At 43.9% G+C, this 15858-nt stretch carries 22 protein-coding genes; 18 read left to right on the top strand and 4 right to left on the bottom strand.

From position 1 onward, the window contains the following. Positions 1–127 precede the first annotated feature (127 nt). Positions 128–346 (top strand): hypothetical protein, encoded by a 219-nt coding sequence (locus tag LAY57_RS08090; protein ID WP_249065899.1) that lies wholly within the window; start codon positions 128–130, stop codon positions 344–346. Between the two features lie 68 nt (positions 347–414). Here the strand turns inward: LAY57_RS08090 and LAY57_RS08085 are convergent, their stop codons facing one another. Then, the gene (locus tag LAY57_RS08085) at positions 415–633 is read right to left on the bottom strand and encodes a hypothetical protein (protein WP_249065898.1); all 219 of its coding nucleotides are present in this window, start codon (positions 631–633) and stop codon (positions 415–417) included. 47 nt (positions 634–680) lie between these two features. On the opposite strand from LAY57_RS08085, the gene LAY57_RS08080 reads away from it, so the two are divergent. Next, the gene (locus LAY57_RS08080) at positions 681–833 is read left to right on the top strand and encodes a hypothetical protein (RefSeq protein ID WP_249065897.1); all 153 of its coding nucleotides are present in this window, start codon (positions 681–683) and stop codon (positions 831–833) included. Between the two features lie 4 nt (positions 834–837). Here LAY57_RS08080 and LAY57_RS08075 read toward each other — a convergent pair whose 3' ends face one another. The 3 genes from LAY57_RS08075 to sufR are packed head-to-tail and all read right to left on the bottom strand — an operon-like array spanning position 838 to position 2131. Then, positions 838–1140 (bottom strand): tetratricopeptide repeat protein, encoded by a 303-nt coding sequence (locus LAY57_RS08075; RefSeq protein WP_249065896.1) that lies wholly within the window; start codon positions 1138–1140, stop codon positions 838–840. 16 nt (positions 1141–1156) lie between these two features. After that, complete coding sequence (locus LAY57_RS08070) at positions 1157–1414, bottom strand: NDH complex assembly factor CRR9 (protein ID WP_249065895.1); 258 nt, start codon at positions 1412–1414, stop codon at positions 1157–1159. A 21-nt stretch (positions 1415–1435) separates the two neighbouring features. Continuing rightward, positions 1436–2131, bottom strand: coding sequence for an iron-sulfur cluster biosynthesis transcriptional regulator SufR (gene sufR, locus LAY57_RS08065; RefSeq protein ID WP_338022373.1), 696 nt, complete (start codon positions 2129–2131; stop codon positions 1436–1438). A 222-nt stretch (positions 2132–2353) separates the two neighbouring features. On the opposite strand from sufR, the gene sufB reads away from it, so the two are divergent. From sufB to LAY57_RS07985, 16 genes are all read left to right on the top strand, one after another. Further along, entirely contained in the window at positions 2354–3793 is a 1440-nt protein-coding gene (gene sufB / locus LAY57_RS08060; RefSeq protein WP_249065894.1) for a Fe-S cluster assembly protein SufB, read from the top strand. Continuing rightward, complete coding sequence (locus LAY57_RS08055; RefSeq protein WP_249065893.1) at positions 3786–4280, top strand: clan AA aspartic protease; 495 nt, start codon at positions 3786–3788, stop codon at positions 4278–4280. The genes sufB and LAY57_RS08055 overlap by 8 nt, the downstream gene beginning before the upstream one ends. Positions 4281–4430: 150 nt before the next feature. Continuing rightward, positions 4431–5219 carry a Fe-S cluster assembly ATPase SufC gene (gene sufC, locus LAY57_RS08050; protein ID WP_249065892.1) on the top strand — a complete coding sequence of 263 codons (789 nt, stop codon included), beginning with the start codon at positions 4431–4433 and terminating at the stop codon, positions 5217–5219. Further along, positions 5219–6610: a Fe-S cluster assembly protein SufD gene (gene sufD, locus LAY57_RS08045; protein ID WP_249065891.1), complete on the top strand. Its 1392-nt coding sequence runs from the start codon at positions 5219–5221 to the stop codon at positions 6608–6610. Before sufC ends, sufD begins: the two co-directional genes overlap by 1 nt. A gap of 155 nt (positions 6611–6765) precedes the next feature. Continuing rightward, a complete protein-coding gene (locus LAY57_RS08040; RefSeq protein ID WP_249065890.1) occupies positions 6766–8028 on the top strand; it encodes a SufS family cysteine desulfurase in 1263 nt (420 codons plus the stop codon). A 136-nt stretch (positions 8029–8164) separates the two neighbouring features. After that, entirely contained in the window at positions 8165–8542 is a 378-nt protein-coding gene (locus LAY57_RS08035) for a hypothetical protein (RefSeq protein WP_249065889.1), read from the top strand. Next, positions 8526–9119, top strand: coding sequence for a hypothetical protein (locus LAY57_RS08030; protein WP_249065888.1), 594 nt, complete (start codon positions 8526–8528; stop codon positions 9117–9119). The genes LAY57_RS08035 and LAY57_RS08030 overlap by 17 nt, the downstream gene beginning before the upstream one ends. After that, positions 9100–9594 (top strand): hypothetical protein, encoded by a 495-nt coding sequence (locus LAY57_RS08025; protein ID WP_249065887.1) that lies wholly within the window; start codon positions 9100–9102, stop codon positions 9592–9594. The genes LAY57_RS08030 and LAY57_RS08025 overlap by 20 nt, the downstream gene beginning before the upstream one ends. Before the next feature lie 325 nt (positions 9595–9919). After that, the gene (locus LAY57_RS08020) at positions 9920–10801 is read left to right on the top strand and encodes a putative endonuclease domain-containing protein (RefSeq protein ID WP_249065886.1); all 882 of its coding nucleotides are present in this window, start codon (positions 9920–9922) and stop codon (positions 10799–10801) included. Positions 10802–10907: 106 nt separating this feature from the next. After that, the gene (locus LAY57_RS08015) at positions 10908–11300 is read left to right on the top strand and encodes a hypothetical protein (protein ID WP_249065885.1); all 393 of its coding nucleotides are present in this window, start codon (positions 10908–10910) and stop codon (positions 11298–11300) included. Positions 11301–11309: 9 nt separating this feature from the next. After that, positions 11310–11645: a hypothetical protein gene (locus LAY57_RS08010; protein ID WP_249065884.1), complete on the top strand. Its 336-nt coding sequence runs from the start codon at positions 11310–11312 to the stop codon at positions 11643–11645. A 347-nt stretch (positions 11646–11992) separates the two neighbouring features. Further along, complete coding sequence (locus LAY57_RS08005) at positions 11993–13699, top strand: NAD(P)H-quinone oxidoreductase subunit 4 (RefSeq protein WP_249065883.1); 1707 nt, start codon at positions 11993–11995, stop codon at positions 13697–13699. 258 nt (positions 13700–13957) lie between these two features. Continuing rightward, on the top strand, positions 13958–14218 hold the full coding sequence (locus tag LAY57_RS08000) for an AbrB/MazE/SpoVT family DNA-binding domain-containing protein (RefSeq protein WP_249065882.1): 261 nt from the start codon (positions 13958–13960) through the stop codon (positions 14216–14218). Beyond that, positions 14212–14535, top strand: coding sequence for a type II toxin-antitoxin system PemK/MazF family toxin (locus LAY57_RS07995; protein ID WP_249065881.1), 324 nt, complete (start codon positions 14212–14214; stop codon positions 14533–14535). Before LAY57_RS08000 ends, LAY57_RS07995 begins: the two co-directional genes overlap by 7 nt. A 201-nt stretch (positions 14536–14736) precedes the next feature. After that, entirely contained in the window at positions 14737–15453 is a 717-nt protein-coding gene (locus LAY57_RS07990; RefSeq protein ID WP_249065880.1) for a hypothetical protein, read from the top strand. Next, a complete protein-coding gene (locus LAY57_RS07985) occupies positions 15450–15689 on the top strand; it encodes a hypothetical protein (RefSeq protein WP_249065879.1) in 240 nt (79 codons plus the stop codon). Before LAY57_RS07990 ends, LAY57_RS07985 begins: the two co-directional genes overlap by 4 nt. Positions 15690–15858 lie beyond the last annotated feature (169 nt).

The following is a 15858-nucleotide window of genomic DNA, read 5'->3' as shown; positions in this document are numbered from 1 at the left end:
CGATGAGGAGTGTGGATGCGATCGCTCTTTACTTTTTTTATCGATAGGCGATCGATGAGGAGTGTGGATGCGATCGCCTTGCCAATGCTCACCTTACCCATTAGGATAAGAAGCAGGAGGATTTGCCATGTCAACCACTGTTCAAGAAGTTTACGATCGAGTTGTCTGTACCCTTTCACCAACCCAGAGGCTACGCTTAGCAACTCTTATCCTCAACGATTTGGTGCAGCAAAATCTCTCTGTTGTCGATCGAAGCGATACCTGGACTGAGCAGGATAGACTTGATGTAACAACCTTTTCATTGCAGTACGCAGCTAACATTTTTCCCGAAAATGAGGAGGTGTAAGAGTGTCGTTTAATCCTGGTGATGTGGTGACAAATGCTTCATCGTCAGAAAAGGGAAACTCGATTTGACTAGGCATGAGTAGATGCCTGTTGGTCATCCCGAATCATCTGCATTAAAATGTTTGCAGCTTCCGTTGCGTCGTAGGGCGACCAAACCGGATACTCTGATGCAGAAAAGATAACTTGTAGTTCAGCCTTTGGGATTTGCACAGCTAGGAGTTTGAAGAGAGATAATTTGTCTGACTGGCTCAGATTGTTCACCAAAGGAATTAACTCAGCGAGAGACATAGTTTAAACTCCCAGACATACGAGAATACATTTATAATAAGCGATCTGTGAGATCGGCACGCTACGCGATCGCATTTTACTTTTTATCGACGAGCGATCGATGGGGAGTGTGGATGCGATGCTTTTTCCTACAACAAGCAAGCTGCGATCGCATTTTAGCTTTTTTCATCAATAGGGCGATCGCATATCTTCACTCTTAATCAGCTACTCTAATAATTTGTCCCCATTAAATAGAGGAAGATTCTTCTTGAGCCTAGACAGATTGTTTTTGGCAACTAAATTATCTGGATAAATTATCAGAACTTCTTGATACACTTGTTCGGCACTAGCAAGATTTCCTAGTAAAATATGGCATCTTGCCAAGCGTGTGTAGGCATCGGCATTTTTCGGGTCTAATTTAATGATGGAACTATTTACTTGCTTAGCCTCTTCTCCCCAGTTACCGCATTTGGCGAAAATCTCTGCTTGTTTAATGAGCTTATAAGATTCGTCAATTTTCTTAACCATTTAGAGTTTTCCCCGTTTACCAGTTCAGGAACGCTGCATCAGGCCCGTGTTCTCTTCTAATCTTACCATCCTTTTCAAACCATGCAATTATTTGTTCAGATGTCAAGCCCTCAACGGTAACGCCGTACTCTTGGGCGATATGCTTCAACAGCTTTAAAGATGAAATAGTTAATCTCGTTAAAAATTTCTCATGGGAAGCAAGCATTGCAGCGTCAACCCTAGCAGATTCTTCTAGTGTTAAAAATTGAGAGCCTGGTTGCGGTGGTTGAGTCATATCAATTTGAGATTTTAGATTTTAAGTTCGGGATTTTCCTGTAATTAAATAACCGCAGAGGTGTTGTCCGTTAATCAACGAGTGCGTCCGCTCAACCGTAGAATCTGGGAACACAGCTGCAAACATATCTAATTCGTGGCTGCAAACCCTGGGGAAAGAAACGGCGACATCAGATATGGCACAGTTATGCTCGATCAACATGAACTGGGAGGAATGACCATTTTTGGAACCATCAGTCTCTAAAGGATACCACTCGGCCATGTAGCCTTCGGCACGACGGAGATCTACTAAGTTGGCGACGCGATCTTGCAGGGAACCTGTACCTAAGCGATCGCAATATTCCATCGCCTTGCGCTCCCATTGTTTGTGTAGTATTAGATCGACCTGCTCGTGACCGAGGGTTTCTGCGATCGTATCCAGTAGCGCCACGGCGAATTTACCGTGACTGTTGGGAAAGCGATCGCGTCCCTTGCGGCTCAGGCGGTAGACGTGCTGGGGACGCCCCATACCCACCTGAACCGATTGATACTCGATCAGCTCCTCCGCCTCCAAATCCTTGAGGTGGCGGCGAATCGCTTGTGGGCTAATATCCAGAGAGTCAGCCAACTCCTGCGCCCTTGCTTGACCCCGCTTCATCAAATGTTGCAGGATGTCTTCTTTAGTGGAGAGTTGCTGAGCGATCTGGGTTTTACCCAGATCTGTTTCACAGATCGTCACGGCGGCTTCCATAAGTCAACGACCAAAATTTAACTTTGACAACTTAGTTGTTGTTAATGTAGCTTAAAATAGAGTTGGGCAACAAATTTGTTGTTTAAGTCTATTGTAATACCACAGGGCAAGTGTTGGCATCAACCTTACCCGCCCAAATCAAAGCCCACACCTCTGCCATCCTTAAAGATTTGTTTAGAACACCAGAGAACACCAGAGAACACGATCAACATGAGCGCAACGGTCAAAACCTTAGTCAACCAACCCTACAAGTACGGGTTTGTCACCGATATTGAGTCAGACACCATTCCTCGCGGTCTCAGCGAGGATGTCGTTCGCCTCATCTCCGCCAAAAAGAACGAGCCAGAATTCATGCTGGAGTTTCGCCTCAGAGCATATCGCCAGTGGCTGAAGATGACAGAACCAACCTGGCCCCAAGTAAAGTATCCTCCCATCAATTATCAAGACATCATCTACTACTCAGCTCCCAAGCAAAAGCCCAAAAAACTGAACAGCTTGGAAGAAGTAGACCCAACTCTGCTGGAAGCCTTCGAGAAACTGGGCATTTCGCTGTCTGAACAGAAGCGCCTCTCCAACGTAGCAGTAGATGCCATCTTCGATAGCGTCTCCGTAGCCACCACCTTCAAGGAAAAGTTAGCCAAAGATGGCGTAATCTTCTGTTCCATCTCCGAAGCCTTGAAAGAACATCCAGAATTATTGCAGAAATATCTTGGTAGCGTAGTGCCGATCGCAGATAACTTCTATGCCGCCCTCAACTCAGCCGTATTCAGCGATGGCTCCTTCGTCTACATCCCGAAGAATACCCGCTGCCCGATGGAATTGTCCACCTACTTCCGCATCAACACAGGCGATAGCGGTCAGTTCGAGCGGACATTAATTATTGCCGAAGAAGGCAGCTCAGTCAGCTATCTCGAAGGCTGTACAGCTCCAATGTTCGACACGAACCAATTGCACGCCGCCGTAGTAGAATTAGTTGCCCTAGATAACGCAGAAATCAAATACTCCACCGTCCAAAACTGGTACGCCGGAGACGAAAACGGCAAAGGCGGCATTTATAACTTTGTCACCAAACGGGGACTCTGCCAAGGAATCAATTCTAAGATTTCTTGGACGCAAGTTGAAACTGGTTCTGCTATTACTTGGAAATATCCAAGCTGCGTATTAGTTGGCGATAATTCGGTTGGCGAATTCTACTCGGTGGCGCTGACTAATCACAAACAGCAAGCCGACACCGGCACCAAAATGATCCACATCGGCAAAAACACCCGCAGCACGATCATTTCTAAAGGTATTTCTGCCGGTAAGTCCCAAAATAGCTATCGCGGTTTAGTGAAAATTGGCCCCAAAGCAAATGGCGCACGGAATTATTCTCAGTGCGACTCGATGCTAATTGGCGATAACGCTCAAGCAAACACTTTCCCATATATTCAAGTGCAGAATAACACCGGGAGAGTTGAGCATGAGGCTTCTACTTCCAAGATTGGAGAAGATCAATTATTTTATTTCTCCCAGCGGGGCATTTCCCTAGAAGATGCTATCTCGATGATGATTAGCGGTTTCTGTAAGGATGTGTTCAATCAATTGCCGATGGAATTTGCTGTAGAAGCTGACAGATTGTTGAGTCTGAAGTTGGAAGGTTCAGTTGGTTAATTTTTGTGGGGCGGGCATCTTGCCTGCCCGACTGCTACGAGGATCGATTCAGGTGAAAACAGCAAGTATGGGGATTACTTACGCAGAAATAGAACTGATTCGCAGTGATGATTTAGCACTCGTTGCAGCAGGGTTTATCCAAGAAGATCGGATTAGGCGAGTAAGGGTGACAGCATTGGTAGACAGCGGTGCTTCAATGCTGGTTATCCCTGAATCAATCAAAAACCAACTTAATCTGCGAAAAGTGGATGAACAACAAGCAGAATTGGCAGATGGAACTGTAATAAACATGGATGTGGTTGGGCCTATAGAAATCCGGTTTGAAAATCGGAGAGCGATCGCTGATGCACTGGTTCTATCTGGTGAAGTTGAGGTTTTACTGGGTGCAATTCCTATGCAAGCAATGGATGTTTTAATCGATCCGAAAAACGAAAGATTGATTGTCAATCCCAAGAGTCCTGACAAGGCTAGGATGTTACTCAAGTGACACCAGAAAAAGAAACGACAATAGAAATGCGATCGGTTAATTAGTAGGCATTTGGTCTGCTAACAATGCAGTCACAGGCGAGACGCCTGTCCTACAACAGGATAATGAACCACGAAGACGCGAAAGGCGCGAAGGAAGAAAAAAAGGAAGATGATTATTGAGAATAGTGAGGTGATTCTATCAGTTCGCGACCTGACAGCGAATGTTGATGGCAATCAGATTTTGAAGGGTGTGAATTTGGAACTGAAGGCTGGAGAAATCCATGCCATCATGGGCCCAAATGGTTCTGGTAAGAGTACGTTATCGAAGGTTTTAGCTGGACATCCTGCTTATGAAGTGACTGGCGGTGAGGTGATTTTCCAGGGGCAGAATCTTTTGGAAATGGAACCGGAAGAACGGGCGCGGCGTGGTGTCTTTTTGGCTTTTCAATACCCCCTGGAAATTCCGGGTGTAAGTAATGTGGATTTTCTGCGCGTTGCCTATAATTCTGGTCGCAAGGCTAAGGGTTTGGAGGAACTAGATGCGTTTGATTTTGATGAATTAATTCAGGAAAAGTTGGATGTGGTGAAGATGAATCCAGCTTTTCTCAACCGCAGTGTGAATGAAGGTTTTTCTGGTGGTGAAAAAAAGCGGAATGAGATTCTGCAAATGGCATTGCTAGAACCAAAATTAGCAATTCTGGATGAGACGGATTCGGGTTTGGATATCGACGCGCTGAAAATTGTGGCGAATGGTGTTAATCAGTTGGCAAAACCTGATAATACTACTCTAATGATTACTCACTATCAGCGGTTGCTGAGTTACATTGTGCCTGATTTTGTTCACGTGATGGAAGGCGGACGCATTATCAGCAGTGGAACTAAGGAACTGGCGCTGGAATTGGAAGAACGCGGTTATGAGTGGGTGCGGGAAGAAGAACCATCGGAGGTGGGAGTGTGATGAGCAGTCAGGTGTTAAAATCTACTTCTATAAGTCGGGATGCTTATCTGACTGGGTTGTTAAACCTGGTTTCTAGATCCACCCCATCCCAACCCACCCCGCCTGCGGGGAGGGAGAAAGAGGAGAAAGAGGGATGGGAGTTGTTGCAGGGATTGCGCGATCGATCTTCTGCTATGCTTCTCGAAGAAACTTTCCCTAGCACAAGGGATGAAGCATGGCGCTTTACCGATTTATCGCCTCTGTTGCAGGTGACGTTTCAGCTACCAGAAAGCAGGGATGTCGCGTCTTTACAATCATCGGATATTACACCGCTGATTTTCTCGGAAGCAGCGGATAGTCGCTTGGTATTTGTTAATGGCGTTTATGCGCCCCAACTATCTTCTGTTGCAGGTTTGCCACCGGGCTTATTTGCTGGCAATTTAACGGCGTTACCGGAAAATTATCGTTCCAGTATCCCCAATTATTTGGGCAAGCAACATGGGGCGGCTGAAGTTTTCACCGCCCTGAATACAGCGGGATTGACAGATGCGGCGGTGGTATGGGTGGCGAAAAATCAAGTCGTTGAAAAACCTATCCACCTGTTATTTATCTCTACGTTGAGTGACTCGCCCACGATTTGTCAACCGCGCTGTCTGGTAGTAGCTGAAACTAACAGTCAAGTAACTTTGGTTGAAGATTACTTGACAATTAACTATTGGTGTGGAGATAAGTCTCATCCATACTTTGTCAATGCGGTTACTGAAATTTGGGCTCAAGAAAATGCTCAAATCAACCACAGTCGGATTCAAAGAGATAGCAACGTCGCCTTTCACATTGGCAAGACAGCTATTTCTCAAGCGCGTCACAGTCGCTATACCTGCAATGCGATCAATTTGGGTGGGAAAATATCGCGGCACAATTTGGAAATTTTCCAAACGGGCGAACAAACAGAAACTACCCTCAATGGTTTGACGATGATTGGTGGCGAACAATTGGCTGATACTCACAGTGCTTTAATTCTTAACCACCCCCACAGCACAAGTCGTCAGTTGCAGAAGAATATTGCACGCGATCGATCTCACGTTGTCTTTAACGGCAGAGTTTTTGTTGCCAAAGCAGCACAATTGACAGATGCTGGACAACTAAACCGCAATTTGTTGCTATCGCCAAAAGCCAGAATCGATACTAAACCGCAACTGGAAATTATTGCCGATAACGTCAAATGTTCTCACGGCGCAACTGTTAGTCAGTTGGATGATGAGGAAGTCTTTTATCTGCAAAGTCGCGGTTTGGATAAAGTCAGCGCTTACAATTTGCTGGTTGATGCTTTTGCGGCAGATATTCTTAACCAAATTCCGCTGACTTCTGTCGGAAAAATGCTTTTTCAGTGCGTTGCTTGTAGAACAATTTAATATTGGGGAATTGGAAATTTTAGATTTGAGATTTGAGATTTTATTTCAATCTGCTATCTACAATTTTCAATCTAAAATTATCCCCCTAGCCCGGTTTTGTTTTGACTTTTGACTTTTGACTTTTGACTTTTCTAGCCCCTAGCCTTTCTCCCCCTATGACTATCACTCAAGAAAAGACTCTTGCAGATAAAGTTCGTGCTGACTTCCCAATTTTGCATCAGGAAGTCAACGGCAAACCTTTGGTTTATTTCGACAATGCCGCAACTTCTCAAAAGCCTGTAGCGGTTCTAGATGCAATACGAAACTACTACGAACAGTATAATTCTAACGTCCATCGCGGCGTCCACACCCTCAGCGGTAAAGCCACAGATGCTTATGAAGGGGCGCGGGAAAAAGTTGCTAAATTTGTTAATGCGACTTTCCCCCAAGAAATTATCTACACGCGCAATGCTTCCGAGGCAATTAACTTGGTAGCTTATGCTTGGGGACTAACCAATTTGCAGCCGGGAGATGAAGTTATCCTTTCGGTGATGGAACACCACAGCAATTTGGTTCCTTGGCAACTTGTCGCCAAAACCACTGGCGCAGTAATGAAGTTTGTGGAACTGACACCAACCGAAGAATTCGATTTGGAACAGTACAAAACCCTGGTATCCGATAAGACAAAACTGGTTTCTGTGGTTCACGTTTCCAACACGCTGGGCTGTATTAATCCAGTGAAAGAGATTAGTGCGATCGCACATCACTACGGAGCCAAGGTATTAATTGATGCTTGCCAAAGTGTACCGCATTTGGCGATCGATGTTCAGGCAATTGATTGCGATTGGCTAGTTGCTTCCGGTCATAAAATGTGTGCGCCAACTGGGATAGGCTTCCTCTATGGTAAGCGAGATGTTTTGAGGGCAATGCCTCCCTTTATGGGCGGTGGGGAGATGATTGCGGATGTATTTTTAGACCATTCTACTTATGCTGATTTGCCGCATAAGTTTGAAGCGGGAACACCTGCGATCGCAGAAGCGATCGGACTCGGTGCTGCTGTTGATTATCTCACCAATATTGGCATGGATAAAATCCACGCTTACGAAGCAGAATTGACAGCATATTTATTTGAACAATTGCGACAAATTCCCGAACTTCGACTTTATGGGCCACTACCTAATAGTAATGGCGAAGGTAGAGCCGCACTCGCTGCTTTCACTGCTGGTGAAGTGCATCCACATGACTTATCTACGATTTTAGATCAAGCTGGGGTTGCTATTAGGGCTGGACATCATTGTACGCAACCTTTACACCGTTATATCAAGGCTCAGTCCACTGCGAGAGCGAGTTTGTATTTCTACAACACGCGGGAAGAGATTGATGTGTTTATTGCGGCGTTGAAGGAAGCGATCGAGTTTTTTGGGGGGATTTTTGGGTAAGATGGTTGGGTGGGCTTTTGCCCACCTTGATAATTTTATTATTCGTCATAGTAGAGGTAGTAGTAAAATATGATATAATTGCTTTTAAGCTTAAAAAGCAATCTATAAAAATTGAAGCAGCCAGCAAAAAGGCATTATGAGTGAAGACAAAGAATTACAACAACAGGACGATAGTCCTCCTTTGAAGGAGATCAAATTTAACTATATCAAAAGCAACTTATTTCGTGTTGTTCGGGTAGATGGAATTTGGGCTGGAATTACACCAAATCTTGATATCAACGTAAACCTCTGTAGCGAGCGATATCCTATCCCGCAACAAACTTTGCATAAAATAGATCCTGATGGATCAATTGGAGAAGAAATAATAGATGAAAGGATTAGTCGTGATGGAATAGTTCGAGAGGTTGAAGTGGGAGCAGTCATGGACATTTCAACGGCTAAATCATTAATCGAATTACTACAAGAGCTAATTGAACAGGTAGAAAAGGTAACAGAAAATGAAGAGCCTGAGTAAGCTTTCTAAGATTCAAGGGATTGAGACTCGAACGCGAAAATGTACTATTATAGAAGCAAATTTAATGGCTTCTCGACCAACTATTCCGCAAGGCGTAACCGGAATATTATCAACAAGTAATAGCACAAAAAATAAGGTCTACCTGGATCAGAAAAGTTTTAGTAGATCGGCAGCCAAACCTTATATTGCCCAAACAGAGACTCCTAAGACTGGCGAAGAAGCATGGTTTCTCAAAAGCATACGAAAATTACAAAAATTAGAAAATCTGCCAGCTAACTGGGATAGTTATGGTGCTAATCCACCAAACTCAATAGCTCTCTTCTGGGGAAGAGAATCCCTCACAGTTTTATTTGAGATGAATTTCCCGCCTACTCAAATTACACCATCTGTAGAGGAAGGTATAGGAATTTGCTTTATTAGAGGTAAAAAATACGCTGATATTGAGTGTTTCAACACAGGAGAAATTTTAGCTGTGACCTCTGATGGTCAGGGTAATCCGAATGTATGGGAAGTAAATCCTAGCGGAGAAGAACTTAAAAATTCACTAGAAAGAATCCGTGTCTACCTCCAATCCTGACCGCCCAGAACGAATGTTCCGCGCTGGTCGCCCAGTCGATCCAGATTTCTCACCACAGGAAAACCTGTACTTCCGGTACAAAGAAATGGAAACAGTAGACGGGCGTGTAATTCCAACAGGAATTAGATTTCCAGATTTTTCTGTAAATCGCTCAAAGTATAGCGAGCCTGAAGATGTGTTAATCCCCAGCTATGGAGAGTATGGCATTTTGACATTCAAGGTAAAAGATATTCCAGCACCAGAAAGAACAAATGAAACCACATTATACGAGTGGAAAGCAGTACATGAACCTACTGATGATAACTATTCTCATTCGGAAGTTCAAACGTTTAAAAATGGAGAGTACAAAAAAAAGCTAGATGTACCCACAACACTGAAAAAGAAATTTAGAATGATTCTTAGTGAGAGAATGTCCGTTATCCATGAACCAATTAAAGGTAGTGCAGAAGGTCACACTAACCCCAACCAAACGTAACCCAGTAAACCGAAATTACTTTGATTAATTTGAGGTTAAAATCAAAATGTTTTTACACCCATCAAACACCCGGATATTGCAGACAAGCGATCGACTTTTTTGGTGGGATTTTTGGGTAAAATGATAGGGTGGGCTATGACTCACCCTATTTGCTTGGCAGAAAAATTAAATTCAAACAGAGATCTTCCAACCAACAAAAAATGCGATCGACTTTTTTCGTGGACTGTTGAGGTAAAATAGTATGGGTGGGTATTGCTCACCAGATTTGTATAAATAATCACAAAATTCACGATATTTTCCTTGGCTTATGGAGCCTGCAAAAAACATGAATAAATATCCTATTATCCTCATTCCTACTCCTATTCTTCAAGCTCTAGATGCAGTTCCTATGGTTTGGAAATTTACTGAACCAAAACCCATAGCTCCTAATAATAAGCCACAACCAATTAATCTGATATCATTTTTTTCCAAAGCAATTCCATTAATTATTACTTTTGCAAGTATTTCTGTGATAGCTAAAAGTATAATTCTCACTTTGCATATTTCTATCGGTGGCATTTTGATAGCTGCATTTAACTTATGGCGACAGCAAAATCATTATTTACTAAAACTTAATAAATATGAGCAGGAAGTGCGCGATTATAACCGTCAGTTAGCAGGATGGCGTGAGCGAGAGCTTCAGCATAAACGAGAAATGGCAGAATCTCAAAAACCTGAGAAACTAAAACAGTATCGCTATCAGATAATTAAAGATATTCTCCTAAAAACAGTACCGGCTGATGGCAGAAGTTCCAGTATAAATTCTCAGTGGTTAGAGAGCGAATTTTATAACCAATTACAGCAATTATTTCCCAAAAAAATATATAATAACTTAAGTATACAAAATCCAACCTCTTATCAACCATACTGTATAGAAATTGCTTATTTTAATAAATTAATAAATTTACATATTACTATAGAAGTTGATATGCCTTTCTATGATGATACTGGTAAACCTAGCAACCAGGAAGTCCTTGTCAAAGAAAATCAGCGCCATCAGATACTTTTACAAAAAGGATGGATAGTAATTCGATTTGCTGAAGAGCAAGTTGTATCTTCGCCACAAAGTTGCTGCAAGGTAATAGCTGAAGTAATCGATCAAGTAGTAGGGACACAAATTCCAGAGCAATTGAAAGGGGTAGAAAATTTACAGCCGCTTGAGCAATAGAATGAATCTGAAGTTCATCCGCGTTCATCTGCGGTAAAAAAAAGTGCGATCGCACTCTCCATTCCCATTCAGTTAAAATAGTCCCAACAGTACCAGACATCAAGCCATGTCAGAAGTCAGCACCCCGCAACAGGTAGAAAAAATCATACCCCATCCCCTAGAAACTGTACTTAAAGACTTAGAATACTTAGTCAAAAGTCTGGAGATGGAACTTGATGTAGCGCCAAGCGATCGCAAAGCGCATCAAGACTTATTGCATCGCATCCACCGAGTTTCTTTATCAGCACTCCAAACACCCGATGAAGCTTGGCCCAGCAGTGTAGAGTCTAACGATCCCACTCAAGCAATTACCATTGTCGAAGACAATGAGGAGTTCAATCCGGAAATTCAAGCATTGAGGGAACAGGGATGGCAAATTATGACTGTGACCCAATTCAATCAAAAAGTTGAGCTACTGGCGGCTGAAAAGTCCAATTCTACTCATAGTGGACTTCACTAGGGAGGGGAATTGACTACTAAATCTAAGTATATTTTTCAAACTCACCCGCTGCTTATAAGTGAAGACTTACCAGCACTACCATCAGAACTGAGAACAGCTTTTAGCGAAGAATACCGTTCTATCCTATCTGCCGATCCTTACGACTGTAGGGGGTTTCCCAATCACAATCTCAAAGGACGCTTGCAGGACTTGCGAACCCTGGACATAGACTTTGCGGGAATTTCTTATCGATTAGTGTATCGCGTCTACGAATCTCCAGCGCCTAAACGGGTGTTTGTAGTAAGTTTTGATGAACACGACGCCGCCTATGATAAGGCAAAAGAACGAACTGGCAGAGCAAAATAGAGGGAATGAGAAATGCGATCGCTCTTTCTTCTCTTTCTTCTTCCCGTCTTTGGCCCCAACGTGGTTCGTAAAAAAAAGACCGATCGCCTCCTCACCCCCTAAAACAGTACAGGACAGCCAACCCCCTAAATGACCAAAACCAAAGCTAGCCAGCGTTTTTGAGCGTTAGAGCGAGATTTAGGGTGCGATCGCGTAGCTGACGAACGGCATATCGCCTAGCTGACGAACGGCAGATCGACATCTATATAAATTTGCCTATGATTACCTGGGCAAAAAAATTATGAAGAAATGTTACTAAAACTTAGTAGAATAGTTTTTGTCACAGGTAAGTATTTATTCTCATTACTATGATGGCCGATCGATTCCCCTGGCTTACCGCGATTGTCCTGCTCCCACTGGTTGCTTCCTTCCTTATCCCCGTATTGCCCGATAAAAACGGCAAGAATGTGCGGTGGTATGCCCTGGGTGTAGGCATTGCGGATTTTGTATTGATGTGCTATGCCTTTTGGAAGCATTACGATGCGAGCAGCGCTACTTTTCAACTCGCGGAAAAGTATGCCTGGGTGCCTCAGTTAGGTATATACTGGGCTGTTTCGGTCGATGGGCTATCTGTCCCGCTTGTGCTTCTGGCCGGATTAGTGACCACACTGGCGATTCTGTCGGCGTGGCAAATAGATATGAAACCCCGCCTCTTCTATTTCTTGATGCTGGTGCTGTATTCAGCACAGGTAGGGGTGTTTGTCGCGCAAGACTTGATGCTGCTGTTCATTGTGTGGGAACTGGAACTGGTTCCCGTCTACTTGCTTGTCTCGATTTGGGGCGGCCAAAAGCGTCGCTATGCGGCTACCAAATTCTTGATCTACACCGCAGCGACTTCCGTATTTATTTTAGTAGCAGCACTGGCAATGGCCCTCTATGGCGGCAGTAATATCACCTTCGATATGGCGGAACTTGCCCTGAAGGATTACCCGCTAACTTTAGAACTGCTGCTTTATGCGGGATTGCTGATTTCCTTTGGTCTCAAGCTAGCTGTTTTCCCCCTACACACCTGGCTGCCTGACGCCCACGGCGAAGCATCCGCTCCCGTATCGATGATTCTGGCTGGCGTGCTGTTGAAGATGGGCGGATACGGACTAATTCGGGTGAATATGGGGCTTCTCCCGGATGCACATATTTACTTTGCACCAGTTCTGGCGATTCTGGGCGTGGTCAATATTATTTATGGGGCTTTAAATTCTTTTGCCCAGTCGAACATGAAACGCCGTCTAGCTTACTCTTCTGTTTCCCACATGGGATTCGTACTGCTGGGAATTGCATCTTTTACTGACTTGGGAATCAACGGCGCGATGCTACAGATGATTTCCCACGGTTTGATTGCAGCAGTGTTGTTCTTTCTAGCAGGGGTGACTTACGATCGCACCCACACACTATCATTGGAAGAAATGGGCGGTATCGGTCAGGTGATGCCCAAAGTGTTTGCCTTATTTACCATAGCGGCGATGGCATCTTTGGCACTTCCCGGAATGAGCGGTTTTGCTAGCGAAATCACGGTTTTCCTTGGTGTGACTACCAGCGATATCTACAGCTCGTCATTCCGCACCGTAACAGTTTTCCTAGCCGCAGTCGGATTGATACTCACACCGATTTATTTACTCTCCATGCTGCGACAGATATTTTACAATTCTGGTACAGCAAGCACTTGCGACATTACACCTTCCTGCGACATTAATGATTTAGACTTGAAAAATCAGGGATCTGAAGAAGCTGTTTGCTTCGGTACAAGCTGCGTCCTCCCAAGTCAGGCAGAGTTTATAGATGCCAAACCACGGGAAATATTTATCGCTGCTTGCTTTTTGGCGCTGATTATCGGCATTGGGTTTTACCCGAAGATGGCGATGCAGGTGTACGATGTAACGACTGTGGCGGTGAATGCTCAAGTCCGCGAGTCCTATACCCAATTAGCACAAGTAAATCCCCAGATTTATGCCGAGAGTGTCTCGTTTCATCAAATCGCAGCGTCTGAAGTAGCTGCTGTTGCGGGAATTTCTAAGTAATTCGATCGACTTGTGTTGATAATTTAGCGATCGTTCTGGAAAGAGCGATCGCTTTTTGCTATAGCAACCGCCAGGGCGATTAAGCCAACTCCAACTGTTACATGAAGTCCATAATCCCTTACGGAGTAACCTTTTCCCTCTTCCCTAGTCCCTAGCCCCTAGCCCCTAGTCCCTAGCTATACTTTCACCCCCGACCCTTGACAATCACACTAAATGTGTTAACAATGTAATTACTATAACTGACCAAGCTACCTAGACATGGGCGCAACAATCAGAAGCCGAATTGTTAAAATCGGCAACTCTCAAGGCATTCGTATTCCTAAACTGCTTTTAGAGCAAAGCGGTATTCACGAAGAAGTTGAAATTGAGGTGGAAGGCGATCGCTTGATTGTTCGCCCAGCAACGCGATCGCGTGTAGGATGGGATGAAGCATTTGCAACAATGGCATATCAAAAAGATGATGTTCTCCTAGATGATGTAAGCACTACAAACTGGGAACGGGTTGAATGGGAATGGTAGTCCAACGTTTCGATGTTTTTCTAGTTAATCTAGATCCTACCGTAGGCAGTGAAATTCAGAAAACCCGACCCTGTGTAGTGATTTCGCCAGATGAGATGAACCAGCATATTGCTACCGTCATCGTTGCACCAATGACCACCAAGGGTCAAGCATATCCCACTCGTATAGTTTGTCAGTTTCAGGGCAAAGATGGGCAAATTGTTCTCGATCAGATCCGAACAGTAGACAAAACTCGATTGGTCAAACACCTCGGTCAAATCAGCCCCGATGAGCAAAGAGCAGTTCTCGATACCTTGGCTGAGATGTTTGCTGAGTGAATCTTCAAGTAACTTTGTCAAACACCAGTGCCAAAACCTCAAGAACGCCATCATACCCCTACCCACCAGCACCAGATGTGAGGGGTGTCACCCCTCACATCTGGTGTATAGCAATTTAAGTTAAGATTAATGGAGATTGAGCAGTAAAATTATAAAATCAAAGATTATTGGGGTTGAGCGGCGACTGTTGGGAGTTCACATTTGTTAACACAGCGCTTACAAGCAAAATATATTAAAGCTGAACTAGAATCCCTGATTAACGATGCTTTGTTGATAGATCCTGCTTTGGCTAAACGGCTAGGTGAACTCTGCCGTTGGATTAAGGACAAAAAAGTTGGCCTACTGACAAGAAAACCCTTGCTACTTGACTTTGTGAGCGAACTGATTTTAGATACTAGATTGTGGCTCAAGCTTAAAGAATTACCCTCACAGGAAAAGCAGAGGTTTTTTGAAAAAGCTCAAATGACACAAGCTGAGAAATACTGGTATGAGTTTTTATTTCCTCAATGGTTTAACGAGTGCGATCCAAAACTTGACACATGGAAAAGTAAAATGATGTCAGGTGAATATACTCAGCAAGATGTAGGATTAATCAATGCCCTATCCGATCAAATAGAAAGTTGTGGAGGCGCTTGTTTATGGCGCTATATCATAGATTTGTCAATGGCGACTGACTTACTGACTAGCGGGAACTCGGATGAACCGTTATGCGTTCAAATGACGATAAGTTCTCCTGAATGGTTGGCAAATAAAAAGGATCATTGGGAAGCGACTCTCCGTTATTGGGGAATAACCAGAGGACTGCTATTGAGCGTAAATCCCAAAAATCTGGATGATAACCTCAGTCTTTTGGCGGATGCCATTCTACAGAAAGGAGAATCTCTTCCAGAAAGCTGTTATGACCTACACATTTATTGAATAAACATAGTGCTATGTTTGAGGTGATGATGGGAATTGAGAACAGTATCCTTAATAAAGACGCAGTGGAAAGCGCTCTCCTCTCTCTAAAAGCTATTCGGACTTACGAACGCGACAGGCGTACTCATGGTGTTAGGCGGGTTGAACTTTACTACGAAGATATAGAGGGTGATTGGCTGGAAAAATGGGGTGAAGAAGATGAGTCTGAGTCGAAGCGACCACAGTTAACCAATTGAACGATAAATTCTTTTTTTTGATCGGTGATAAAAATACGTGGGTAGAAAAAACTTTTGTGGTAGCTATTTCAATAAAAAGCAGATCGATCGGGGCCATTGCAATTAACTCAAAATCGTTTTAATTGAGTTCTTTGAGGTACGTAGTTGCGGTGGCGCGCGGCCTCGCAAC

The sequence above is a fragment of the Argonema antarcticum A004/B2 genome (assembly GCF_023333585.1).
In the GTDB taxonomy this organism is placed as follows: domain Bacteria; phylum Cyanobacteriota; class Cyanobacteriia; order Cyanobacteriales; family Aerosakkonemataceae; genus Argonema; species Argonema antarcticum.
The sequence above is the reverse complement of the archived record's forward strand: the minus strand, read 5'-3'. Positions and strand labels throughout refer to the sequence as shown.